24 protein-coding genes are annotated in these 24,022 nt (G+C 72.5%); 16 read left to right on the plus strand and 8 right to left on the minus strand.

Translation table 11 applies throughout. The features are described from left to right. Positions 1-31 precede the first annotated feature (31 nt). Positions 32-1,936 (minus strand): glycosyl hydrolase family 18 protein, encoded by a 1,905-nt coding sequence (locus tag ACFTXQ_RS13730; RefSeq protein ID WP_382640118.1) that lies wholly within the window; start codon positions 1,934-1,936, stop codon positions 32-34. A gap of 195 nt (positions 1,937-2,131) precedes the next feature. On the opposite strand from ACFTXQ_RS13730, the gene ACFTXQ_RS13735 reads away from it, so the two are divergent. From ACFTXQ_RS13735 to ACFTXQ_RS13780, 10 genes are all read left to right on the plus strand, one after another. Then, positions 2,132-2,974 (plus strand): helix-turn-helix domain-containing protein, encoded by an 843-nt coding sequence (locus tag ACFTXQ_RS13735; RefSeq protein WP_382639843.1) that lies wholly within the window; start codon positions 2,132-2,134, stop codon positions 2,972-2,974. 99 nt (positions 2,975-3,073) lie between these two features. After that, positions 3,074-3,949: an MBL fold metallo-hydrolase gene (locus tag ACFTXQ_RS13740; protein WP_382639846.1), complete on the plus strand. Its 876-nt coding sequence runs from the start codon at positions 3,074-3,076 to the stop codon at positions 3,947-3,949. 94 nt (positions 3,950-4,043) lie between these two features. Beyond that, positions 4,044-5,543, plus strand: a complete 1,500-nt coding sequence (locus ACFTXQ_RS13745; RefSeq protein ID WP_382639849.1) for an MFS transporter — start codon at positions 4,044-4,046, stop codon at positions 5,541-5,543. Positions 5,544-5,622: 79 nt separating this feature from the next. After that, positions 5,623-6,660 (plus strand): AvrD family protein, encoded by a 1,038-nt coding sequence (locus ACFTXQ_RS13750; RefSeq protein ID WP_382639852.1) that lies wholly within the window; start codon positions 5,623-5,625, stop codon positions 6,658-6,660. 68 nt (positions 6,661-6,728) lie between these two features. Further along, positions 6,729-7,424 (plus strand): AAA family ATPase, encoded by a 696-nt coding sequence (locus tag ACFTXQ_RS13755; protein WP_382639855.1) that lies wholly within the window; start codon positions 6,729-6,731, stop codon positions 7,422-7,424. A 98-nt stretch (positions 7,425-7,522) separates the two neighbouring features. Next, positions 7,523-8,530, plus strand: a complete 1,008-nt coding sequence (locus tag ACFTXQ_RS13760) for a beta-ketoacyl-ACP synthase III (protein WP_382639858.1) — start codon at positions 7,523-7,525, stop codon at positions 8,528-8,530. 48 nt (positions 8,531-8,578) lie between these two features. Next, positions 8,579-8,848: an acyl carrier protein gene (locus ACFTXQ_RS13765; RefSeq protein ID WP_382639861.1), complete on the plus strand. Its 270-nt coding sequence runs from the start codon at positions 8,579-8,581 to the stop codon at positions 8,846-8,848. 136 nt (positions 8,849-8,984) lie between these two features. Beyond that, on the plus strand, positions 8,985-9,725 hold the full coding sequence (locus tag ACFTXQ_RS13770; RefSeq protein ID WP_382639864.1) for an HAD family hydrolase: 741 nt from the start codon (positions 8,985-8,987) through the stop codon (positions 9,723-9,725). Continuing rightward, positions 9,722-10,348, plus strand: a complete 627-nt coding sequence (locus tag ACFTXQ_RS13775; protein ID WP_382639866.1) for an AAA family ATPase — start codon at positions 9,722-9,724, stop codon at positions 10,346-10,348. Before ACFTXQ_RS13770 ends, ACFTXQ_RS13775 begins: the two co-directional genes overlap by 4 nt. 34 nt (positions 10,349-10,382) lie before the next feature. Then, on the plus strand, positions 10,383-11,330 hold the full coding sequence (locus ACFTXQ_RS13780; protein ID WP_382639869.1) for an NADP-dependent oxidoreductase: 948 nt from the start codon (positions 10,383-10,385) through the stop codon (positions 11,328-11,330). Positions 11,331-11,552: 222 nt separating this feature from the next. Here the strand turns inward: ACFTXQ_RS13780 and ACFTXQ_RS13785 are convergent, their stop codons facing one another. Beyond that, positions 11,553-12,197 carry a response regulator gene (locus tag ACFTXQ_RS13785; RefSeq protein WP_382639871.1) on the minus strand — a complete coding sequence of 215 codons (645 nt, stop codon included), beginning with the start codon at positions 12,195-12,197 and terminating at the stop codon, positions 11,553-11,555. Beyond that, complete coding sequence (locus ACFTXQ_RS13790; RefSeq protein ID WP_382639874.1) at positions 12,194-13,372, minus strand: sensor histidine kinase; 1,179 nt, start codon at positions 13,370-13,372, stop codon at positions 12,194-12,196. The genes ACFTXQ_RS13785 and ACFTXQ_RS13790 overlap by 4 nt, the downstream gene beginning before the upstream one ends. 160 nt (positions 13,373-13,532) lie before the next feature. Here ACFTXQ_RS13790 and ACFTXQ_RS13795 point away from each other — a divergent pair, with 160 nt between their 5' ends. Further along, a complete protein-coding gene (locus ACFTXQ_RS13795) occupies positions 13,533-14,105 on the plus strand; it encodes a hypothetical protein (RefSeq protein WP_382639877.1) in 573 nt (190 codons plus the stop codon). Here the strand turns inward: ACFTXQ_RS13795 and ACFTXQ_RS13800 are convergent. Continuing rightward, positions 14,102-14,674, minus strand: coding sequence for a cob(I)yrinic acid a,c-diamide adenosyltransferase (locus ACFTXQ_RS13800; protein ID WP_382639879.1), 573 nt, complete (start codon positions 14,672-14,674; stop codon positions 14,102-14,104). The genes ACFTXQ_RS13795 and ACFTXQ_RS13800 overlap by 4 nt on opposite strands. Positions 14,675-14,877: 203 nt before the next feature. Between ACFTXQ_RS13800 and ACFTXQ_RS13805 the strand changes: the two genes are divergently transcribed. The 3 genes from ACFTXQ_RS13805 (at position 14,878) to ACFTXQ_RS13815 (ending at position 18,824) form a co-directional block, all read left to right on the plus strand. Then, positions 14,878-15,726 carry a 3-hydroxyacyl-CoA dehydrogenase family protein gene (locus ACFTXQ_RS13805; protein WP_382639880.1) on the plus strand — a complete coding sequence of 283 codons (849 nt, stop codon included), beginning with the start codon at positions 14,878-14,880 and terminating at the stop codon, positions 15,724-15,726. Between the two features lie 180 nt (positions 15,727-15,906). After that, positions 15,907-16,230 (plus strand): STAS domain-containing protein, encoded by a 324-nt coding sequence (locus ACFTXQ_RS13810; protein ID WP_382639881.1) that lies wholly within the window; start codon positions 15,907-15,909, stop codon positions 16,228-16,230. A 182-nt stretch (positions 16,231-16,412) separates the two neighbouring features. Next, a complete protein-coding gene (locus ACFTXQ_RS13815) occupies positions 16,413-18,824 on the plus strand; it encodes an ATP-binding protein (protein WP_382639883.1) in 2,412 nt (803 codons plus the stop codon). Between the two features lie 268 nt (positions 18,825-19,092). On the opposite strand, the gene nucS is transcribed toward ACFTXQ_RS13815, so the two are convergent. Further along, complete coding sequence (nucS, locus tag ACFTXQ_RS13820; protein WP_382639885.1) at positions 19,093-19,764, minus strand: endonuclease NucS; 672 nt, start codon at positions 19,762-19,764, stop codon at positions 19,093-19,095. A 219-nt stretch (positions 19,765-19,983) separates the two neighbouring features. Between nucS and ACFTXQ_RS13825 the strand changes: the two genes are divergently transcribed. Continuing rightward, positions 19,984-20,376 (plus strand): SCO5389 family protein, encoded by a 393-nt coding sequence (locus ACFTXQ_RS13825; RefSeq protein WP_382639888.1) that lies wholly within the window; start codon positions 19,984-19,986, stop codon positions 20,374-20,376. A gap of 33 nt (positions 20,377-20,409) precedes the next feature. Here ACFTXQ_RS13825 and ACFTXQ_RS13830 read toward each other — a convergent pair whose 3' ends face one another. Continuing rightward, positions 20,410-21,441, minus strand: a complete 1,032-nt coding sequence (locus tag ACFTXQ_RS13830) for an LLM class flavin-dependent oxidoreductase (RefSeq protein WP_382639890.1) — start codon at positions 21,439-21,441, stop codon at positions 20,410-20,412. A gap of 230 nt (positions 21,442-21,671) precedes the next feature. Between ACFTXQ_RS13830 and ACFTXQ_RS13835 the strand changes: the two genes are divergently transcribed. Then, the gene (locus ACFTXQ_RS13835) at positions 21,672-21,998 is read left to right on the plus strand and encodes an ATP/GTP-binding protein (protein ID WP_382639893.1); all 327 of its coding nucleotides are present in this window, start codon (positions 21,672-21,674) and stop codon (positions 21,996-21,998) included. Between the two features lie 16 nt (positions 21,999-22,014). On the opposite strand, the gene ACFTXQ_RS13840 is transcribed toward ACFTXQ_RS13835, so the two are convergent. Together ACFTXQ_RS13840 and ACFTXQ_RS13845 are read right to left on the minus strand one after the other, a co-directional pair. Continuing rightward, complete coding sequence (locus tag ACFTXQ_RS13840; RefSeq protein ID WP_382639895.1) at positions 22,015-22,863, minus strand: ABC transporter permease; 849 nt, start codon at positions 22,861-22,863, stop codon at positions 22,015-22,017. Continuing rightward, the gene (locus ACFTXQ_RS13845) at positions 22,860-23,975 is read right to left on the minus strand and encodes an ABC transporter ATP-binding protein (protein WP_382639898.1); all 1,116 of its coding nucleotides are present in this window, start codon (positions 23,973-23,975) and stop codon (positions 22,860-22,862) included. Before ACFTXQ_RS13845 ends, ACFTXQ_RS13840 begins: the two co-directional genes overlap by 4 nt. Between the last annotated feature and the right edge of the window lie 47 nt (positions 23,976-24,022).

Genomic DNA, 24,022 nt, shown 5'->3' on the forward strand with positions numbered 1-24,022 from the left:
GGACCCGTCTCCCCGGCTTCCGTACGTGGGGTTACCGGAGCGCGGTGTGGATCGCGTTCGCGAGTTCACCGTTGGCGGTGTCGCCGCTGAACTCCCAGAAGAAGGCTCCCCTGAGGCCCTGGTTCTTGGCCCAGGTCATCTTCCCGGCGATGGTGGCGGGGGTGTCGTAGCTCCACCAGTTGGCGCCGCACTTGGCGTAGGCGGTGCCGGCGACGGTGCCGGTGGCCGGGCAGCTGCTCTTGAGGACCTTGTAGTCCTCGATGCCCTGCTCGTAGGTGCCCTGCGCCGGTCCGGTGGCGGTGCCGCCGGGGGCGTCCTGGGTGACTCCGGTCCAGCCGCGGCCGTAGAAGCCGATGCCGAGGTTGAGCTTGGAGCCGGGGATGCCCTTGCCCTTGAGCTTGGTGATGGCGGCCTCGGAGTTGAAGCCGGCGATCGGGATGCCCGCGTACGAGGTGAGCGGGGAGTGCGGGGCCGTCGGGCCCTTGGCGTCCCAGGCGCCGAAGAAGTCGTAGGTCATGACGTTGTAGAAGTCGGCGTACTGGGCGGCGCCCGCGTAGTCGGCGAGGTCGAGCTTGCCGCCGTTGGAGCCGTCGGCGGAGATCGCGGCGGTGACCAGGTTGGAGCCGCCGAACTTGGTGCGCAGCGCCGACATCAGGTTCTTGAACGCGGCGGCGCCGCTGGTGTCGCAGGACAGGCCGCAGGCGTTCGGGTACTCCCAGTCGATGTCGATGCCGTCGAAGACGTCGGCCCAGCGCGGGTCCTCGACGAGGTTGTAGCAGGACTGGGCGAAGGCGGCCGGGTTCGCGGCGGCCTGGCCGAAGCCGCCCGACCAGGTCCATCCGCCGAAGGACCAGAGGACCTTGATGTTCGGGTACTTGGCCTTGAGCTTGCGCAGCTGGTTGAAGTTGCCGCGCAGCGGCTGGTCCCAGGTGTCGGCGACGCCGTCGACGCTCTGGTCGGCGGTGTAGGCCTTGTCGTAGTCGGCGTAGGCGTCACCGATGGTGCACTGGCCGTTCTGGACGTTGCCGAAGGCGTAGTTGATGTGGGTGATCTTCGCGGCGGAGCCGGAGGTGACCAGGTTCTTCACGTGGTAGTTGCGGCCGTAGACGCCCCACTCGGTGAAGTAGCCGAGCTTGACCTTGCCGCCCGGGTCCGGGGGCTGGGTGGTGCCGCCCGTGGTGGTCACCGACAGGCTGCCTGAGGAGGGGCCGGTCTGGTCGATGGTGTCGCGGGCGGTGATCGTGTAGCCGTACGTCGTGCCCTTGGTCAGGCCGGAGTCGGTGTAGGTGGTGCCGGTGACCGTCGCGATCTTGGCGCCGCCCCGGTAGACGTCGTAGTTCTTGACGCCCTTGTCGTCGGTGGCGGCCGACCAGCTCAGGGTCACGGCCGTGTCCGTGACGCCGCCGGCCGTGGGGGTGCCGGGGGCGGAGGGCGGGTTGTCACCGGGCTGGGTGGTGCCGTCGCAGGGGCCGCCGTTGACCTTGCAGCCGCTGGGGGCGCCGGGCCCGGCGCCGTTGAAGCCGAAGCTGATGGTGGCGCCGGGGGAGAGGGTGCCGTTCCAGCCGACGTTCTTGCCGGTCCAGTGGGTGCCCGAGCTGGTGACGGTGGCGTCCCAGGCGGAGGTGACGGTGGTGCCCGCCGGGTAGTCCCACTCCACGGTCCAGCTGGTCAGGGTGGTGGTGCCGGTGTTCTTCACCGTCCACTTGCCCTCGAAGCCGGTGCCCCAGTCGGAGACCTTGGTGTACGTCGCGGTCGCGGAGGTCGCGGCCTGCGCGGGGCCGGCCAGTGCGACGAGCCCGGTGACGGGCACGGCCAGGGCGGCCACGATCGCCGCGACCCGGGTGAAGAACCGGGTGCGCCCGGTACGGGGTGGGGATGCTGTGCTCAAGGGTGCTCCTCCGTAGGTCCGCGGCAGTCGTGGGGCCGACTGCCACATGGGGGTGGGACCTGCGCCGCCCGTGAGCACGCTTGTCATGGCACGCTCACCACAGTGTTGCGGTGAGATTAGAAAGGTCTGGACCAACCGTCAAGAGGTCCAGACCTGACAGAGTGGTCCGTTCGGTGGGTGGTCTGGATCACGGGTGTCGATACCGTCGTCTGACCAATCGCACACTCGGGGGATTCATTCGCCATGTCCCAATCACAGCAATTGAAAGAACTGGGCAAGTTCCTCATCGCCCGCCGCGCCGAGATCACACCGGCCGAAGTGGGCCTCCCCGTGGCCGGAGTCCGGCGGACGCCGGGACTGCGCCGCGAAGAAGTCGCCCTCCTCGCCGGGGTGGGCGTTTCCTGGTACACGTGGATCGAACAGGGCCGGGCGGAAAACGTCTCCGCGGAGGTGCTGGGATCGATTTCCCGCGTCCTCAACCTGGATTACACGCAGCGCCAGTACGTCTGGCGGCTGGCGGATCTGCGGCCCGACCAGAACGCGGCCCCGGCCAAGCCCGACGCGGCGGTCCTGCAGCCCTATGTCGACAACTGGTCGCCCAGCCCCGCCTACATCACGGACCGGGTCTGGGACATCACGGTCGCCAACCGGTCGGCCCGTGAACTCCTCGCGATGGACGGCGGCACCGGAAACATCCTGCGGGACTTCTTCCTCCACCCGAAAACGCGTGACGCATACCCCTCCTGGGAACAGGAGGCGCCCACTCTGGTCGCCCGATTCCGCTCCCACGCGGCCCAATACCCCGGAGACCCGCTGCTCGCCGCCGGAATCGAGCGGCTGTGCGCCGAGAGCCCGGAATTCGCGGACCACTGGTTCGCCCTGGACGTCCGGGAGGACGCCTGCGGGGTCGACATCCTCCAGCACCCGCTCACCGGGCCGATCTCCCTCAAGCGCACCACCCTGGACTTCACCGCGCGCCTGGGCCTGCGGCTGACCGTCTTCTTCCCGGTCCCCGGTACGAGCGGCCGGCAGCTGATCGAACAGCTCGCGGCAGAACCCGAGACGGAGCACCGGTCGGCCGCCTGACCCCCGCCCGTTCCTTCCCCTTCCCCCGCCCCCTCCCACGACCCGGTGATCGCCCTGTGATCGCCGGGTTTCGACGATCCAGCGAAGAGAGCGCATCCCATGCACCCGGCCCCGGCGGCGCAGCGGCTCACCCGGCCCTCGCCCCTGCGCACCCGCACCTTCGGCGAGTACCGCCTCACCCACCTCCCCGACGGCCTCGTCCAGCTCCGCCCGACCGGCTGGTTCCCCGGCCTGACGGCGGCGGACACCGACGGCTTCGCGGACCATCTCGACGCCGACGGCTGCCTGGTCGCCGCCATCGGCGGGCTGCTCGTCGAGTACGGGGACCGGGCCCTGCTCATCGACACCGGCTACGGGCCGCGCCGGCTCGCGGCCGCCCAGACGCATCCCTCGATGGGCGAGCTGGTCGGCGGTGGCCTGCTCGGATCCCTCACCGAGGCGGGCCGCACGCCCGCCGGGATCGACACCATCGCCTTCACCCACCTCCACGACGACCACGTCGGCTGGGCCTTCCTCGGCACCGGCCGCGGCCCGCTGTTCTCCTCGGCCTCCTTCGTGCTCTCCGCGGCCGAATGGCGGGGCGGCGGGGCCGCGCAGATCCCCGCGGTGCTGCACGAGCGGGTCCGGCCTGCCGTGGACGGGGAGGAGGTCTTCCCCGGGGTCACCCTGCGGGAGAGCCCCGGCCACACGGGCGGACACGCCAGCTACGTCCTCACGGGCGACGGCGGCGAGGACGGGGACCGGCTGATCATCACGGGCGACGTCCTGCACTCGCCGCTCCAGGTCGCCCACCCGCACTGGCCGGTGTTCTTCGACGCCGACAGGGCCACGGCTGTACGGACCCGCACCGCCTTCCTCCGGGACGCCGCCACCCCCGGCACCGTCGTCTACGCCGGCCACTTCGCCGACGTCGTCTTCGGCCGGGTACGGGCGGACCTGGACGGCGGCGGGCACGTCTGGGACCCGCTGACCTGATGTCACAGGACCGGCCGCCCGGCCATCCTGTTGGTGGCGGCACTATGTTGCCCGCGCACTGGTTGATCTTCTTGTGAAGCACGAAGCTCTTCACATGTCCAAGACTTCCTCCCCCGAATCACTCCGTATGACGGGCAAGCAGAAGACGATCCTCCTCGTCCTGCTCGGCGCCCAGTTCATGTTCGCGGTCGACTTCTCGATCCTGACCGTCGCCCTTCCGAAGATCGGCGACGATCTCGGATTCGGAATCGACAGCCTCCAGTGGGTCGTCTCCGCATTCGCACTCACCGCCGCCGGCTTCATGCTCCTCTTCGGCCGCATCGGCGACATCATCGGCCGGAAGAAGCTCTTCCTCGCCGGAATGGCGCTTCTGACGATCTCGTCCCTGATCGGTGGACTGGCCACCAGCCCTGAGGTAATGCTCGCCGCGCGAATAGCCCAGGGCCTGGCCACCGCCATCGTCACTCCGTCCGGAATGGCATTGATCACCACGAGTTTCGAAGAGGGTCCGCTGCGGACCAAGGCACTCGGTCTCAACGGGGCGCTGCTTTCCCTCGGATTCGCCTCCGGCGCGATTCTCGGCGGTGTCCTCACCGATCTGCTGTCCTGGCGCTGGGACTTCTTCATCAACGTCCCCGTCGGCGTGGTGCTGTTCGCCGCCGGTATCGCCGTGATCTCCGAGTCGGTCTCCGACTCCCGCCCCAAGCTGGACATTCCCGGTGCCATCACGGTGACCGGCGGCCTGCTCGCCTTCGTCTTCGGCATCACCGGCATCGAGCGCAACGGCTGGGCCGCGCCGCAGACCTGGGGCACCCTGCTGCTCGCCGCGGCCTTGCTGGTCGCCTTCTACCTGATCGAGCTGAAGTCCGCCGCGCCGCTGGCCCCGGTGGCCATCCTGAAGTCCAACTCCGTCAAGTGGGGCAACCTGGGCGGCCTGGTCACCTTCTCGATGGAGTCCGCCCTCTCCTTCCTGCTGACCCTCTACATGCAGCAGGTGCTCGAACTCACGGCCTTCCAGACCGGTTTGATGTTCGGCTTCCTCGGCCTCGGCGCCTTCCTCGGCGGCACCTTCGCCTCGAAGATCCTCGCCCGTACCGGTGCCAAGGGCGGCCTCGTCCTCGGCCTGGTCATCCAGGCGGTCATGACCGGTGCCCTCTTCTGGCTCGGTGAGAACAAGACCGCCGGCATCGTCGCCATCCTGATCACCACCTTCGTCGGCGGCTTCGGCCACGTCCTCGCCATCGTCGCCTACTCCGTCACCGCCACCTCCGGCATCGACGACAGCGAGCAGGGCCTGGCCACCGGTCTGGCCACCATGACCCAGCAGATCGGCTTCACGCTCGGCATCCCGATCATGTCCGCCATCGCCGCCTCCCAGTACGGGGACCTCACCGACGGAGTCGCCTCGGTGGCCGGCGTCCTGACCGGCACCACCTTCGGAATGTTCGTCGACGGCCTGATCGTCCTCGGCGGAGCCCTGCTGGTCGCCCTCTTCCTGCGGACCGACAAGCCCGCGCAGGCCCCTATCGCCGAGACGACCTCCGAGACGGCCCTCGAGGTGGCCGAGGAGCGCACCCTCGTCGGCGCCAAGTAGCCCCCGCCACACCCACCACACACCCCGCCCGCCCCAACCCCCGCCCCATACGGCACAACGAAGGAAGGAAGGACCCCCGATGGCGATCCTGGCCGCAGCCGAGAGCCGCGCGACCCGTACCCCCCTGGACCTCGACAACGTCTCGGACTACCTCGGCGCTCCCGAGCGACGCTTCTTCGGCGAAGGCTACAAGCGCGCCCAGCACCGGCTGGCCGGCATCGCCTTCGGCCAGGACGCCACCACCGGGTCCACCACCACCCCCACCCTGACCGGCACCGCAGCCGTCACCTACCCCGCCGACTGGTCCCGCAAGGGCGAGGTCGACCAGAAGCCCCACCTCTCCACCATCGACGTCCTGCTCCTGGGCGTACAGCTCACCGAAGCCCTGCTCGCCCGGCACCGGGGCCTCGACGACGAGGACTTCCGCGGCTCCTGGCTGCGCCGGGCCCGGATCAAGGCCGGCGCCGTCCCGGTCGAGGACGACCTGGCCGCCATCCCCGTCGCCGCCCGCCTCGCCGCCGAGCAGCCCTCACCCGACCCCGAACGGACGGTGTCCGTCGTGGACGCCACCGTCGGCGCCCTGACGATCCGCGTCGAGCTCGACCACCCGGACGTGCTCCGCGCCCCCGCCGAGCCGCCGCTCACCGGCCTGGCCGACCGCCCCTTCGGCGATGCCTACCGCCAGCGCCGCCAGAGCGTCGAGGACGTGCGCGTCGCCCCCGGCCGGGACAGCGCCACCGCCGTGGCCCGGCTGACCGCATGGGACCTGGCCGCCGCGCCCGGCTCCGGCACCGAGGGAGGCCACCAGCCGTCCGCCGGACTGGTCGACGCCTTCGTCGTCGCCCTCCAGCTCGGCCAGGTCATGCTCTACGAGCTCGACGGCGTCAGCCGGGCCGACTCCGACACCCTCTGGATGCGCTCCACCCTGCTGGAGGCGTCCTCCCCGCACCGCCCGCTGACCACGCCGGACGGCGGACCCCATCCGGTCACGGCCGAACTGCGCGACGCCACCCTGCTCACGACCCGCCACGGCGACACCTGGCGGCGGGCCGACATCGCCGCGGAACTCGCCGGCGTGAGCGTCGTCTGCTCGGTGGCGCACCGCCTTCCCGCCTGACCCGCCCTCCGGCACCCCCTGTTCTTGCTCAACCAACCACCCGTTTCGAACACATTCGAGGAACGATCATGAAGCTCGCCATCGCCGGTACCTACTCCGTCGGCAAGACCCTCACCACCATGGCCGTCGCGCACCTCACCGGCCTGCCGCGCTCCTCCGCGAAGACCATGCGGGAGCTGCTGCCCATCTCCATCCCCGGCAAGACGCTGGAGGAGTGCACCCCGGCCGAGCTGATCATGCTGATCATGCGCCGCAACCAGGAGCGCGCGGTCAACGAGTCGCACCTGCCGCACGGTTTCGTCTCGGACGGCTCCTCCCTGCACGAGTGGGCGTACGGCACCGTCCGCGTCCTGGTCGGCATCAACCCGAACGAGTCCGTGAACCTGGACACCGTCGAGGTCAGCGAAGAGGTCCGCTTCTACGGCAAGGTGCTGGAGCAGATGGCCGTCCCGGCCAAGCAGCACGCCAAGGCGGCCTACGACTCCTTCGTCCACCTGCCCATCGAGTTCCCGCTGGTGGCGGACGGCCACCGGCCCGTGAACGAGCGCTTCCGCTCGCTCGCCGACGAGCTGATGCTCAAGACCCTCGACGAGCTGCACATCCCGTACCACAGCGTCGGCGGCACCATCCCGGAGCGCCTCCAGAAGATCATCGACATCTACGGCATCCGCCCGGTCCTGAGCATCGACGAGGCCATCGAGAGGGCCCAGGAGGAGTACGCCCAGCTCGACACCACCAACGAACTGGACCGCATCGCGGCCTGAGGTCCCGCGGACCAACCGAGCGGCGGACGGGGCCGGATGCCCACCGCCGGGCCACCCGGCCCCCGTCCGCTCCCACCCACACCTACTGGAGGATCCCCATGCCTGCGGCCGTTCTTGGAGGACTTGGCACCTACCTTCCCCCTCGGCGCGTGTCCAACGAAGAGCTCGCCGACCGATTCGACACCTCCGACGAATGGATCCGCACCCGGACCGGGATCCGCCAGCGTCGGTGGGCCGACACCGGTCAGTCCACCGGAGACCTCGCCACCGAGGCGGGGCACCGCGCTCTGAAGTCGGCCGGCCTGGACATCGGAGCCGATGTCGACCTGGTCGTCCTGGCCACCACCACCCCCGACCACCCGTGCCCCGCCACCGCCCCCGACGTCGCCGCCCGCCTCGGCCTCTCCCGGGCCGCCGCCTACGACATCTCGGCCGTGTGCTCCGGCTTCGTGTACGCCCTCGAAGTGGCCGCGAACGCCGTACTGGCAGGCCGGGTCGAGACCGCCCTGGTCATCGGCGCCGAGACCTACTCCACCATCCTGAACCCGCAGGACCGCACCACCTCCGTCATCTTCGGTGACGGCGCCGGCGCCGCCGTACTGCGGCGCGGCGAAGAGGGCCAGCCGGGCGCCTTCGCCGGATTCGACCTCGGCTCCGACGGCACCGACAAGGACCTGATCTGCATCCCCGACGGCGGCTCCCGCCAGCGGGCCACGCACCAGGAACCCGGCGACGACGGCCGCTACTTCACCATGCAGGGCAAGAAGGTCTTCGCCAGCGCCGTCCGCCGGATGAGCGAGTCCTCCGCCGCCCTCCTGGACCGCGTCGACTGGCCCGTCGACAGCGTCGACCACCTGGTCGGCCACCAGGCGAACATCCGCATCCTGCGGGCGGTCGCCGAGCAGATCGGCATCGAGGCCGACCGTGCGGTGATCAACATCGACCGCGTCGGGAACACCTCCGCCGCCTCCATCCCGCTGGCCCTCGCCGAGGCCTCGTCCGCCGGCACCATCGCCCCCGGCGACCGGGTGCTGCTCACCGCCTTCGGCGGCGGCCTCACCTGGGGCTCGGCAGCCCTGACCTGGCCCGACATCACCGCCTGCTGACACCGCAGGACCCCTCCCACCGACGTCCGTTCCCCGAAGGAGACCCCCATGACCATCACCACGCTCGCCGCCGCCACCCCCGTCACCGCGCTCACCGAGGTCATCCTCGACGTGCTCATCGCGAAGTACGAGGCGCCGGCCCACACCACCCCCGAGACCAACTTCGAGATGCTCGGCTACGACTCCCTCGTCCTGGTCGAGGTGGCCGTGGACCTCAGCCGCCGCTTCGGCACCGAGATCACCGACGACGAGCTGCACCAGGCCGGGACCGCCGGGAAGGCGGCCCAGATGCTCGCCGCCCGAGGCGTCCGCGTCTGACCGCCCGCCGCCACCGCCGAGCAGGCCCACCGACCGGTGCGGCTGCGGGACGGACCCTCCCCCGTCGTGGTCCCGCAGCCGCACCAACACCCCGCGGGCCTTCCCCGTCCGCACCACCCGCCCTGGAAGGCCCGACATGACCCGCGCCGCGTTCTTCGACGTCGACCACACCCTCACCACCTCGGTGGGGCTGTTCCGGTTCCTCTCGTACTGGTACGCCGCCACCGGCCGCCCGCCCCACCACTACGTGCGGGAACGGCAGCGGTTCAAGGCCATGACGGCCGCCGGCATCCGCAGGGAGGACACCAACCGGGCCTACTTCGGCCTGTACGCCGGAGTCGACCGGGCCCTGATCGAGGGGCTCGCGCGGGACTGGTTCACCGCCGAACTGGCGGCCGGCGGCCACTTCAACGAGCCGGTCCTGACCGCCCTGCACGACCACCGCGAGGCGGGCGACCTGGTCGTCCTGGTCTCCGGCTCGTTCCCGGCCCTGCTGGAGCCGCTGGCCGAGCAGGTCGGCGCCCACCACATCCTGTGTTCCGAGCCGGAGGTCCACCCGGTCACCGACACCTACACCGGGCGCCTGGTCCGCCGCCCCCACCAGCCGATGATCGGCCAGGCCAAGGCCGACGCGGTACGCCTCTTCGCCGCCGCCCACCGCATCGACCTGGCGGCGTCCACCGCCTACGGCGACCACGTCTCGGACGTCCCGATGATGGAGGCCGCCGGCCGGGCGGTGCGCGTCGGCTGCGACCCGACCCTGCGTCAGCTCGGCGCCCGTGCCGGTTGGGGATACCTGCCCGGCGCCCCCGACCCGCACCCGCTCCCGCTGCCCGACCCGGCCGCCGCCCGCATCCCCGAAAGGCTCCTTCCGTGACCAGCCCCGTGACCCCGCCCGCCACTCCGGCCGCGCAGAGGACCGCCGTCGTCGGTGCCTACGGTGCGGGCAAGACCACCCTGATCCGCGCGGCCGGCGCCGCCACCGGGATCCCGTCCGCCCACGGCAGGCCCATGCGGGACCCGGTGGGCAGCGTGCCCAAGCCCCTCGAAGAGGCCAGCGCCCCCGAGCTCGTCCAGCTGGTCGTCCGCCGCCTCACCGAGCGGGTGCTGGCCGAGGCCGCCCTGCCCGGCGCGTTCCTCTCCGACGGCTCCCTGCTGCACGAGTGGGTCTACGCCACCGTCCGGCTCGCGGTCGGCCTCCACCCGGGCGAGGACGTCCCGTACGAGGCGGTGCGGGCGGCCGAAGGCCCGTACCACGAGGTACTCGACCACCTGGGCCGGGAGATCGTGCACCGCGCGCTGGCGGGCTACGACACCTTCGTGCACCTGCCCGTCGAGTTCCCGCTGGGCGACCCGGTGCCGCCGATCAGCGAGCACTTCCGGGCCCTGTCCGACCGGCTGCTGCTGGACACCCTGGCGCAGGCCGGAGTCACCGTCCACACGATCGGCGGCTCCCCGGAGGAACGGCTCGCCGCTCTCACCGCCCTGACCACGGCCTGACCTGCCGACCCCGACACACCGGAAGACCACCACCATGCAAGCCATCGGCATCCCCGTCTACGGCGCCCCCGAGGTCCTCGCCCTCGTGGAGCGTCCCCGGCCCTCCACCGAGCCGGGCCACGTCCTGATCCGCGTCGCCGCGGCCGCCGTCAACCCGACGGACCTCATGCTGCGCGCCGGTGAACTCGACGCCTACATGACCGGTTTCGCACGCCCGTACACCCCGGGCATGGACGCCTCCGGCGAGGTGGTCGAGGCCGGTGCGGGCGTCACGGACCTCGCGCCGGGCGACCGGGTGATGGCCTTCGTCAACCCGTTCACCGCGCTCGGCGGGGCCCAGGCCGAGTACGTCTGCGTCCCCGCCGACCAGGCGGTGCGCATCCCCGACGGGCTGCCGTCCGCGGAGTCGGCGGGCCTGCCCATGAACGGCCTCACCGCCCACCAGGCCCTGGGCCTGGCGGCGCCGGCGCCCGGTGCCACGATCGCGGTCACCGGCGGCGCCGGAGCGCTGGGCGGCTACGTCGTCGAGCTGGCCCGGCACCGGGGGCTGCGGGTGCTCGCGGACGCCCACGAGGCCGACCGCGAGCTGCTCACCCGGCTCGGGGCGGACGTCGTCGTCCCGCGCGGGAGCACCGCGGAGGAGACCGTGGCGGCGTACCGGGCCGCGGCGCCGGGCGGGGTGGACGCGCTCATCGACGCGGCCGTCCTCGGCGAGGCGGCGCTGGGGGCGGTGCGGGACGGCGGCACGCTCGTCACGTGCCGCCCGTACGAGCTGCCCGCCACGCGGGGGATCGCCGTGCACCAGGCCTTCGTCATGGCCCACCCCGACAAGAAGGGCGCCCTCACGGAACTCGCGGCCCTGGCCGCCGAGGGGGCCGTGACCCTGCGCACGGCCGCCGTCCTCCCCGCCTCCTTGGCCGCCCGCGCGCACGAGCAGCTGGAACGCGGCGGCGTACGGGGCCGCCTGATCCTCACGTTCTGAGGCGCGGCGAAGCCGCCATGGCCACCGCCGGGCGGGGCGGTTCCGGTGGGGCCGGGCGCGCGCCGGGGCACCTCCTCGGGCGCCGAACGTGGCACCGGGGACGGACAGTTCTGCGGGACGGCGTTCGGCGCCCTGCGGGGGCGCCCCGGCACACACCCGGCCCCACCGGAACCGCCCGGGCGGGGTCGACAGGGGCCCGGCCCATCCGTTGGCCCGGAGCGGCTACAAACCCAACTCCTGCGCCAATACGGCGGCTTGGACGCGGCTGCGTAGGTTCAGTTTGGCCAGGAGGCGGCTCACGTGGGTTTTGACCGTGGCCTCCGCCATGTGCAGGCGTACCGCGATCTCCGCGTTCGACAGGCCCTCGCCCAGGCAGGACAGGACCTCGCGTTCGCGCCGGGTCAGCGTCTCCAGGGCCGGTGGGGCGGCCGGTCTGGCCGGCCGGGCCGGAGTCGCGAACTCGGCGATCAGCCGGCGGGTCACCGCCGGGGCGATCAGGCCCTCGCCGCGCGCGACCGTCCGTACCGCCTCGATCAGCTCCGCCGCCTCCGCGTTCTTCAGGAGGAACCCCGCCGCCCCCGCCCGCAGCGCCCCGAAGACGTACTCGTCGAGGTCGAAGGTGGTCAGCACCAGGACGTCGGCCAGCCCTTCGGCCACCACCTGGCGGGTCGCCGACACCCCGTCGAGCCTCGGCATCTGTACGTCCATGAGGACCAGGTCGGGCCGCAGTTCACGGGCCAGCCGCACCGCCTCCTCCCCGTCGGCCGCCTCGCCCGCCACCTCGATGTCGCCCGCGCTGCGCAGGATGAGCACCAGCCCGGCCCGTACCGCGCTCTGGTCCTCCGCCACCACGACCCTGATGGTCACGCCTCCACCGCCTTCTCCTCCGCGGGCAGCATCGCCCGCACCTGCCACACCCGGCCGGCCCGGCCCGCCGTGAACTCCCCGCCGAGCAGCTCCGCCCGTTCCCGCATGCCGGTCAGCCCGGCCCCCGAGCCGGGGGCGCGGGGGCCGGGCCGGTCCCCGTAGGGGGAGTCCACGGCCACGGACAGCCGCCCGTCCGCACGCGCCACGCGGACCGTGACCGTGCCCGGCACCGCGTGCTTGAGGGCATTGGTGAGCGACTCCTGGACGATCCGGTACGCCGCCAGCTCCACCGGGGCCGCCGTCGGCTCCCCGGGCGGCCGCTCGTCGTGCAGTACGAACTCCAGCCCGCTCGCCGAGCCGTTGGTACGGGCCTGGCCGAGCAGGGCCTCCAGCCCGTCCAGCGAGGGCACGGCCGCGGCCTCCTGCTCCGCCCCCGCGTCCCGCAGCAGCCCGATCAGCCGGCGCATCTCGGCCAGCCCCTGGACGCTGTTCTCGCGGATCACCCCGAGCGCCTCGCGGCTTGTGTCGGCCCGGTCGATGGAGAGCGCGGCGGTGGAGTGGATGGCGATGGCGGAGAGGTGGTTGGCCACCATGTCGTGCAGCTCCCGGGCCATCCGGGCGCGCTCGGCCATGACGGCCTGGCTGCGGTCCATCTCGGCCAGCAGCGCGGTCTGCTCGGCGCGCAGCCGGGCGGCCACGGCGGCCTCGCGGTGGTCGCGCAGGGTGGCGCCGGTCAGGGCCGGGCCGAAGCAGACGATGCCGGTGAGCACGCCGATGAGCAGGGCCTGCGGGGTGCGCAGCCAGGCCACGGCCCCGATGGTGACGGCCACCGTGAGCAGGCCGGTGGTCACCGGCAGCCGCCGGGCCAGCGCCGGGCTGCCGTAGACCACGGCCGCGTACATCAGGTCGGTGAAGATCAGGACGGAGGCCAGACTGCCGACCGTGAACTGGTCGGCGACGATCGCGATCGTCCCGATGGTCAGCGCGGTGCGCGGGTGTGAGCGGCGTACCAGCTCCAGGGTGCCCAGGATCAGCAGCGGAACCAGGGCCGCCCAGGCGGGCAACAGGCGCTGGCCCGCGTTGGAGTACACCCCGAGGCCCCACAGCACGAGCCCGGCGCACACGCTGACCACGGCGAGGAGCACATCGTGCCGGTGGGGGCGGGGAATCGTCACGGGACCATCCAACACGGTGCGGGGGCTCTGCGGCCTCGCCGGGGAAGGCCGAGTTCGCGGCCCGCCGGTACATCGAAGGATGCAGTCACGGCTCCTCTGCGCAGACGACGTATCGCGGCACGGCCGCCCGCAGGCTGGAGGGGACCGAAAGGAGACCCCAGTGATCGTCACGCTGATCGTGGCCTGTGAGGTCGGATTCTGGCTGCTGCTGGCGGGCGGTCTGGCCCTGCGCTACCTCGCGAGGATGCCCCGGACCGGCGCCGCCCTCCTGTTGTGCGAGCCGGTGCTGGAGCTGGTCCTGCTCGTGGTCACCACGCTGGACCTCAAGAACGGCGCCGAGCCGGACTGGAAGCACGGCCTGGCCGCCCTGTACATCGGCTACACCGTCGCCTACGGCCACTACACGGTCACCTGGCTCGACGGCCACGCCGCGTACCGGCTGGCCGGAGGGCCCAAGCCGGCCGGTGCCGGGTACGGGAAGGCACGGGCGGTCCACGAGTGGAAGCTGTGGATCCGTACGGTCGTCGCCGCGGCCGTCGCCCTCGGCCTGCTCCAGGGGGCGATCTGGTACGTCGGTGACGCGGGTGACGTCAGCTCGCTCAGGGCGTGGCAGTTCGGCGCCCTGCGGGCGGTCGGCATCCACGCCCTGATCGCCGCCACCTACACGCTGTGGCCCAAGAAGGCCCCGGCCGGTGCCGGCGACGGGCCGAAGGACGCGCAGCGGGTCGGCTAGCGCTCGCCGCCCGGCACCCACAGGACGTCCCCGACCTCCTTGTTGGCCGTACGGGCCAGGATGAACAGGAGGTCGGAGAGGCGGTTCAGGTAGGTCGCCGTCAGCGGGTTCATCACCTCACCGTGCACCTCCAGCGCCGCCCACGTGGAGCGCTCGGCGCGCCGGACCACCGTGCAGGCCTGGTGGAGCAGGGCCGCTCCCGGGGTGCCGCCCGGGAGGATGAAGCTGCGCAGCTTCTCCAGCCGCTCGTTGAAGACGTCGCAGTCCGCCTCCAGTTTGTCCACGTAGAACTGCTCGACGCGCAGCGGCGGGTACTGGGGGTTCTCGACCACCGGGGTGCACAGGTCCGCCCCCACGTCGAAGAGGTCGTTCTGCACGCGGACCAGGACCTTCACGACCTCCGGCGGGAGCTGGCCGAGGGCGATCGCGGTCCCGATGGCGGCGTTGGCCTCGTTGGTGTCCGCGTAGGCGGAGATCCGCACGTCGGTCTTGGCCGTGCGGCTCATGTCGCCCAGGGCGGTCGTGCCCTTGTCGCCGGTGCGGGTGTAGATGCGCGTGAGGTTCACCATGCCGCCAGGGTAGTCCGCGCCCAACTGCACGGCCCCCGGGGACCGGTGGGCCGGGCCGGTGTGATGTCCGTCATCTGAGACGTGACGCGTGTTACTTCGCGGTCACACCGCACCGCCCGGGCGCTAGTCTCCGCCGGAGAGGCCGCATGACCGGGCCGATTCGAGACCGGGTCGTTTGAAGTGTGAAGAACGTGGGGTGTGAAGTGGCTGGGAAGCTCGCCGTCATCGGTGCCGGACTGATGGGGTCCGGAATCGCTCAGGTCTCCGCTCAGGCGGGCTGGGACGTCGTACTGAGGGACGTCACCGATGCCGCGCTGACCCGTGGCACGGACGGGATCAAGGCCTCGTACGACAAGTTCGTCTCCAAGGGGAAGATGACGGCCGAGGACGCCGAGGCCGCGCTCGCCCGCATCACGACGACCACCGACCTCGACGCCGCCGCCGACGTGGACATCGTCGTCGAGGCCGTCTTCGAGAAGATCGAGATCAAGCACGAGATCTTCCGCACCCTCGACAAGCTCGTCCGCGAGGACACCATCCTCGCCTCCAACACCTCCGCCATCCCGATCACCAAGATCGCGGCCGCGACGGAGCGCCCGGAGCGGGTCGTCGGCGCGCACTTCTTCTCGCCCGTCCCGATGATGCAGCTCTGCGAGCTCGTACGCGGCTACAAGACGAGCGACGAGACCCTCGCCGCCACCCGCGCGTTCGCCGAGTCCGTCGGCAAGACCTGCATCGTCGTCAACCGCGACGTCGCCGGCTTCGTGACGACCCGTCTGATCTCCGCCCTCGTCGTCGAGGCCGCGAAACTGTACGAATCGGGCGTGGCGTCCGCCGAGGACATCGACATCGCGTGCAAGCTGGGCTTCGGGCACGCGATGGGCCCGCTGGCCACGGCGGACCTCACGGGCGTCGACATCCTGCTGCACGCCACCAGCAACATCTACACCGAATCCCAGGACGAGAAGTTCGCGCCGCCGGAGCTCATGCGCCGCATGGTCGACGCCGGTGACATCGGCCGCAAGAGCGGGCAGGGCTTCTACAAGCACTGAGGCCGAACCGGGCCGGACCACTGAGCACCATCGTTCGAATGCCATCACCCCTCGGGGTGAATTAGGTATCGGTTCGCTCACGGTCGGCAACTTCCCTGCCCGTGCGGCAGTCAGTTGCAGTGAGAGTTGCCGACCACGGACCAGTCGGACCATACGTACGCAGTACTGCCGGGAGTACACATGCACATCAGGGGCGACCACGTCGAACTCGCTGTCGGGGGCCGCCTCGACGTGCGCAGCGCGGCGGACGCCCGTACGGCCCTCCACACCGCCCTCGACGACGGCCACGGCGACCTCGTGCTCGACCTCACCGGGCTCGACTCCTGGGACGCGACCGGCCTCGGCGTGATCATGGGCGCACACCGGAGGGCCGGCCGGACCGGGCGGCGGCTCGTGCTGCGCGGGGTGCCCCCGCAGATGCAGCGGCTGCTCGTCGCCACCCGGCTGCACCGGATCCTCGCGATCGAGGGCGGCCTGGAGGCGGAGTCCCTCCCGCGAGTGTGAACGGCGTGTTCCGGATTCCTGCGGAAACGTAACGGTCCGGTGGTGATGGCCCCCCTGCGGTTCCGGCGCGTCCGGCCACGGTCTAGGGTTCGGGCGGAAAACCGGACCAGTAGCGAGAGCGGCGTGCGAAGGCCGGGAGGTACGACGGCGAGGCGCACGGCCCGCGATCGGGGGACTTGGTCATGGACCGAACACAGGGGCAGACCCACCCGGAGGAGCTGCCCGGGCCCGCCGGGAACCCGGCCGCGGCACCCGCCCGGATCGTGAGCCTCACCGCCGGCGACTTCACGCTCACCGTCAACCCGGTCGACGGCAGCGAGATAGAGCCCGTCCGCCCCGGCACCGCCCCCGGCCGCCCCGCCAAGCGCGACGCGGCCGCCCGGGGCGACCGCGACGCCGCCGCCCGCCCGCCCGTCCTGCCCGGAGCCCCCGTCACCACGCCGCTGTACGGGCGCGAGGAGGAGCGGGAGCGGCTCGTACGACTGCTGGCCCGCGGGCGGTCCGTACGGCTGACCGGGCCCGCCGGATCGGGCCGTACCGCACTGCTCGACGCCGTCGCCGACCGGTGCGCCGGCCTCGCCCCCGACGGCGTCGTACGCCTCTCCGGACACGGCCACCAGCAGCCCGGCGAGCTGCTGCACACCCTGTACGCCACCGTGTACGAGGCCTCGGACCAGCGGCCCGACCGCATCGAACTCCTCTCCCGCGTACGGGACATCGGCGCCGTCGTCCTCCTCGACGACCTGGAGATGGGCGGCCCCGCCCTCGACGAACTCCTGCGCGCCACCCCCGAATGCGCCTACCTGCTCGCCACGACCCCCGACACCCGCAGCCCCTCCGACGACCCGCACCTGGAGGAGGTCTCCCTCGGCGGGCTCGCCAAGGCCGACTGCCTCGCACTCCTCGAAGCGGGCATCGGCCGCCCCCTCACGGACCTGGAGGCCGCCTGGGCGGACGATCTGCGGTTCGCCTCCGAGGGGCTGCCGCTGCGCTTCGTCCAGGCCACCGCGCTGCTGCGGCAGCGCGACGAGCTCAACCACACCGACGAGGACGACGACGAGGAGGAGCCCGGCGTCTTCGAGGAACGCCCGCGCGACACCGCGCAGGTGCCGCTGCCGACGCTCGCCGAAGGCGCGGCCCCGGCCGAGCTGCTGGCCTCGCGGGTCAGCGAGTCGGCGCGCGCCGCCCTGCGGATCGCGTGCGCGCTGGGCGGCGAGATGCCGCACCACGCGCACCTGCCGGCACTGGTGGGGGACACCCACGCCGACTCGGCCGTGGCCGAACTGCTCGCCTGCGGGCTGCTGACCCCGGTCGGCACCCGCTTCCGGCTCGCCGCCGGGGTCGCCCGGCAGCTGGAGGAGGCCGGGTACGGGGACACCGCGGCGGAAGGGGCCCGCACGGCCGCCCGCCACTACGCCTGGTGGACCGGGCACACCTCGGTGACCCCGGAGCGGGTCGCGGCCGAGGCGGACGCGGTACTGGCCGCGCTGGCCGGTGCGGACGTGGTGGCGGCGGTGCTGCTGGCGCGGACGGCGGCTCCGGCGTTCGCGGCCTCGCTGCACTGGGAGGCGTGGGAGCGGGTGCTGCGCTCGGGCGCCGAGGCCGCGCGCAAGGCGGGGGAGGTCGCCGAGCAGGCCTACTTCCACCACGAACTCGGGGTGCTCTCCCTGTGCGAGGGGCGGCTGGACCGGGCGCGGGCCGAGCTGGAGACCTCCATCGGGCTGAGGGGCGCGCTCGCGGACAAGCGGGGCACCGTTGCGGGCCGGCGGGCGCTGGCGCTGGTCGTGGACCGGGAGGCGGCGGTGGTGGCGGCGTCGCCGCCGCTGCGGCTGGAGGCCCCGTCGGCCGCGCCGGCCCTGCCGCCCGCCTTGCCGGCGGCTTCGGAGGCGGTGACGGCGGCGCTCCCGGCCGCGCCGGGCGGGGTTCCCCCCGAGGCCTCGGAAGCGGTGACGCGGGTGACGCCGGTGGGTCCGATGACCCCGATCGTGCCGGTGATCGGGCGCCCGCAGGTCCCCTCGACGCTGTCGGAGGTGTTCGAGGACGCCTTCCCGACGTCTCCGAAGCCGGCCGCGGACCCGGCCCCGACCCCGGCCGGTGGCGTGAGGCCGCCGTACGCCGGGCCGGCCGCGGACGCGCGCCGGCGGCGCCGGATCCTGCTGGCCGGGGCCGGTGCGCTGACGGTGGTGGCCCTGGGCACGGTGGTGAGCCTGGCCATGGGCTCCTCGGACTCCCCGGAGCCGGCGCAGGGGCCGGCCGTGTCGTCGACCCCGACGCGGGTGGCGCCGTCGGTGGCGCCGGGGACGAGCGGGAACGATCCTGCGCCGGCGCCGTCGGATCCGGCCGCGCCGTCGGACTCCGCTCCCGCGGAGCCGGGTGCCGCCGGCAGCCCGAGCACGGCGGGGCCGACGCGTCCGACTCCCTCGCGCAAGCCGACGCCCACGCCGCCGTCGACCCGGCCGTCGTCGGCCACCCCGTCGTCCACGCCGCCGGATCCGGGCACGCCGACGCCCACCCCGAGCCCGAGCGCCTCGGAGACCCCCGCCCCGACGGCGACCCCGCCGACCCAGCCCCAGTCCCCGACGGCGACCGGCTAGGGCCCCGGGGTGCCCGGCCCTGCGGGGCTTTCCCCCACCCCGCCCCTTCCCGAAACCGGGGCTCCGCCCCGGACCCCGTACGTGCGCTGCGCGCCCGTGCCCTCAAACGCCGGGCGGGCTGAAATCAGCCCGCCCGGCGTTTGAGGACCGGCTCCGCGCAGCGCCCCCCCGCGGCGGGCAGGGGCCGACGGACGGAGTCCGGCGCAGCGGCGCGAAGCCGATGAGGCCCGCCAGGGCCGAGACGTGCGAGCGGCGCGTCGAAAAGGCGTCAGAACAGGCGGAGCTTGTCGTCCTCGATGCCGCGCATCGCGTCGTAGTCCAGGACCACGCAGTCCATGCCCCGGTCCGTCGCGAGGACCCTCGCCTGCGGCTTGATCTCCTGCGCCGCGAAAACGCCCCGCACCGGCGCCAGGTGCGGATCCCGGTTCAGCAGCTCCAGGTAGCGGGTCAGCTGCTCGACGCCGTCGATCTCGCCGCGCCGCTTGATCTCCACGGCCACCGTCCCGCCGGAGGCGTCCCGGCACAGGATGTCCACCGGGCCGATCGCCGTCATGTACTCGCGCCGGATCAGCGTGTAGCCCTCGCCCAGCGTGTCGATGCGGTCGGCCAGCAGCTCCTGGAGGTGCGCCTCCACGCCGTCCTTGATCAGACCGGGGTCGACGCCCAGCTCGTGGGAGGAGTCGTGCAGGACTTCTTCCATCGTGATGATGAGCTTCTCGCCCGCCTTGTTGACGACCGTCCACACACCGGTCTCATCCCCGCTCCCCTCCTTGAGGGTGCACGGGGGCGACATCCAGTTGAGCGGTTTGTACGCCCGGTCGTCCGCGTGGATCGAGACACTGCCGTCGGCCTTCACGAGGATCAGACGGGGTGCCGAGGGCAGATGGGCGGTGAGCCGGCCCGCGTAGTCGACGGAGCAGCGGGCAATGACGAGACGCATGGTCGGCAACGCTACTCGACCGACGGGCCTCCACGCGATTCGCCCCTGAAAGCCCCGTTCGCGGATGGCGCGTTGTATGCGCATTCTCCTGGTGCGCACCCCATGGGACGCCTACCGTGGTGAGCGGGAGGTTGCGGAGCGTGCACGCTGCGTCGCGGTCTCCTTCCCTGCCCGTAAGGCCCCGGCAACCAAACCGCCGGGGTCGCGAGAGGAGAACCCATGTCGCTCGACGTCTCACCGGCCCTACTCGAACAGGCCGAGCGAGGCGAGGTCGACGAAGCCGCTTTCGTCGACTGCGTCCGGACCTCCCTGCCCTACGCATGGGAGATGATCAGCTCGCTGGTGGCCCAGTTGAAGGTGGACGGCGGACAGTTCGCCGACAACCAGACGCCGCCGCCGGACGAGCAGGCGCGCGGGCAGCTGCTGCGCGCGCTCGCGAGTGACGCGATACGCGGTGCGCTGCAGCGGCACTTCGAAGTGCGCCTGGCCTTCCAGAACTGTCACCGGGTGGCGGTGTTCCCGCTGGATCCCTCGGTCGACGACCGGCTCGCCAAGTTCACTTCGATCCGCGGCCAGCTGCTCAACCAGTCGCCGGAACTGCGGGACTGTTAACACGGCCGGTACGGCCGCTACGCCCGGTCGGTCTCAGCCGAGGCGGGGCAGGACATCGGTGCCGAGGCGTCGTACGTTCTCCTCCGTCGCGGCGAGATCGCCGGAGCCCTCCGTCAGGAGGGCGAAGCGCGTGATCCCCGTGCGTTCGGCGGTGGCCGCCAGTCGGTCCGCCGCCAGCCGCGGGGTGCCCACCGGGTGCAGGTCGCAGAGGAGTTCCGTGTAGGCGACGGGGTCGCGCATCGCGCGTACCCGGCCGTCCACGGTCACGTGGGCGTCCAGGCCCTGCTTGAGCCAGCCCGGCATCGCCTTCAGCAGCGTCTCGCGGGCGTCCGCCGTGCGGTCCGCCAGCTGGCACACCCCGGCAGAGACGTGGCCGGCGCCGGCGACGTACTCCGGGGAGTGGCCCGCGGCCAGCGCCGTGGAGCGCCACAGGGCGACCATCGCGGCCTTGTCCTCGTCCCCGCAGTGCATGCCGAGCAGCATCGGCAGGCCCCGCCGCGCGGCCATCCGTACCGACCCCGGGGAGGTGCACGCCACGATGACCTCCGGGCCCGTCCCGTCACCGTCCAGGGCCTCCGACGGGCGCGGTACGACGGCCACCTCGCGGAAGCCGTACCGCTCGCCGGCGGCTCCCACCCGCGCCTCCGTCAGCCAGCGGCGCAGCAGGTCCAGGGCCTCCGGGAAGCCGTTCTCGTACGAGTCCAGGCCGCCCCCGAAGACCTCCAGGTCCACCCACGGTCCGCCGCGCCCCACCCCGAGGGTGAACCGGCCGCCGGAGGTCAGGTGCAGCAGCGCCGCCTGTTCGCCGAGGGCCACCGGGTGCGCGCTCGGCAGCACGCTGACCGCGGTGCCCACCCGCAGCCGCCGGGTCCGGCCCAGCAGCAGGGCCGCCAGGGTCACCGCCGAGGGGCAGACCCCGTACGGGACGAAGTGGTGCTCGGCGAGCCAGACCGAATCCAGCCCGGCCTCCTCGGCCACCTCGGCGGTCCGCACCGCCCGGTGCAGTGCCTCTCCCTGTCCCTGACCCGGGAACTGGGCCGCCAGTACAAACGCTCCTACGCGCATCGCCTTCACCCTCCTCGCGGCTGACGCGGCCTCCCCCAGGTGGACCGGTTCTTCCTATGGCAACAACGTCTGACACGTGCCAAAGGCACGGGCTGACAGGAAAGTTATTGGGATTGTCGGGCCATCGCCCGTCGCGGGGCCGTCCTTCGCCCACCACCCTGCGGGTACCCCGCCTCGCTGCGCGTAGTCTGGGAGAAAGTCACTGCCGTCCGCCCATCCGTGAGGTATACGTGTCACCGCGCCACAACCGCCCCAGGGGCGGCGAGACTCCGGAAGAACGTCCGAGCACGGGCCTCGACCGCTACGGGCTGGAGCGCACGGAGGAGTACCAGGGCGAGGACTGGAAGGTCCGGCACGTCGCGGGCGCGAGCGCGGCGGGCAAGCGCTACCGCTGCCCCGGCTGCGACCAGGAGATCCCCTCCGGCACCCCCCACCTGGTGGCCTGGCCGGAGTACGGCGGCGTGGACGACCGGCGCCACTGGCACAAGGCGTGCTGGAACGCGAAGGACCGCCGCACCTCGCGGGTGCAGCGGTCCCGTAACGCCCCCAAGTACTAGCCGTACCTGGCCGTCGCTAGACGTCCCGGCGGCCGACCGTCACGTACGACGCGGCCACCGCGGTGCCCGTGACCAGCAGGATCAGCACCATGTGGGACACGTTGCCGGGCACGGTGGACGCGTCGGCGCCGTTCGGCACCCCGAACAGCTGCATCAGCGCGACCGGCGCGTTGTGTTCGAGGACCGCCCGCCCGACGGGCGCGGCGGCCTCCCAGACGCTGAGCATCGCGCCCACCACCGGCGGCAGCGTGACGAGGCCCAGCATCGCGGCGATCGCCCCGGCCGAATGCCGCAGCAGCGCCCCGACCGCGAGCGCGAGCACGCCGAGCAGGGTGACGTAGAGGCAGCCGACCAGCGCGCCCAGCCACTCGTCCGCCGCGTGCGGCCCGGCGCCGGCGCCGTCGTGGACGATCGCCGCGGCGATCCCGACGAGGAAGACCGCGAGCGCGGTGGTGACGAAGGCCGTGGTGCTGAAGACGAGGTATTTGGCGGTGAGCACCCGGTACCGGTCGGGGGCGGCGGTGAAGGTGGTCCGCACCAGCCCGGTGGCGTGCTCCGAGGTGATGGTCAGGACGCCGAGGACCATCACCGCGACCTGCCCGACGAGCAGGCCGAAGAGGGCGGGCGTGGTGAAGTGGATGTCGACGAACTCCCGGTCCGTGCTCTGCGAGACGAAGAGCAGCCCGAACCCCACGACGGTCACCATGAGCGAGCCGAGCGTGAAGAGGGTGGAGCGGACGGAGACCATCTTGGTCCACTCCGAGGCCAGGGCGTGCCCCAGGTGCGGCCGCGGCGCCGGCAGGGGAGAGGTGTAGCCCTTCGGCTGCTCCGAGGCCGCCGGCGTCGTCGTGCTCGTCGGGGTCATCGGGATTCCTCGGGGGTGTTCTTGGCGGCGCTCGCGAGCGCGCCGGGGTCGCTGGGCATCAGGAAGGGCCGGCCGCCCGCGCCGGGCGGCGGGGGCGCGAAGAAGCCCGACTGCGGGACCTCGGGGGCCTCGGGCCCGTCCTCCCAGGCCGGGACGGTGTGCGGTTCGGGCTCCCACAGCTCGGCCCGCGGATCGTCGGTGGAGGCGTACTCGACGGAGGACTGGGTCATCCGCATGTACGCCTCCTCCAGCGAGGCCCGGTGCGGTGACAGCTCCCACAGCCGTACGCCGGCCCCGTGCGCCAGGTCGGAGATGCGCGGCAGGTCCAGCCCGGTCACGCGCAGTGCTCCGTCGGGCTCCTGGAGGACCCGGCCGCCCGCCCTGGCGAGTGCGGCACCCAGCGCGTCCCGGCCATCGGGGTCGGTGTCGGCCGCGCGCACCCGAGCGAATCCGGCCGAGTTGTGCGTGATGAACTCCTGGGTGCCCATGTCGGCCAGGAGCCGGCCCCGGCCGATCACGATCAGGTGGTCGGCGGTCAGCGCCATCTCGCTCATCAGGTGCGAGGAGACCAGCACGGTGCGGCCCTCGGCGGCCAGCCGGCGCATGAGGTTGCGGACCCAGAGGATGCCCTCGGGGTCGAGCCCGTTGACCGGCTCGTCGAACAGCAGCACCTGCGGGTCGCCGAGCAGGGCGGTGGCGATGCCGAGCCGCTGGCCCATGCCGAGCGAGAAGCCCTTCGTGCGCTGCCGGGCGACGTCCTGGAGCCCGACGACGGCCAGCACCTCGTCCACCCGCTTCTCGGGGATGCCGGAGAGCTGGGCGACGGAGAGCAGGTGGGTGCGGGCCCGGCGGCCGCCGTGCACGGCCTTGGCGTCGAGCAGGGCGCCGACGAGCCGCTGGGCGTTCGGCAGCTCCCGGAAGGGGAGGCCGTTGATCGTGACGCTGCCCGACGTGGGCCGGTCGAGGCCGACGATCATGCGCATGGTGGTGGACTTCCCGGAGCCGTTGGGCCCCAGGAATCCGGTCACGTGACCCGGCCTGACCTGGAAGGACAGCTGGTCGACGGCGGTCTTGGCGCCGAAGCGCTTGGTCAGGCCGACTGCCTCGATCATCTTTGCTGCCCCTTACCAGGCCGGGACGACTTTCGCCCGCGTAAGGG

Source organism: Streptomyces sp. NPDC057010 (assembly GCF_042673805.1).
Taxonomy (GTDB): Bacteria; Actinomycetota; Actinomycetes; order Streptomycetales; family Streptomycetaceae; genus Streptomyces.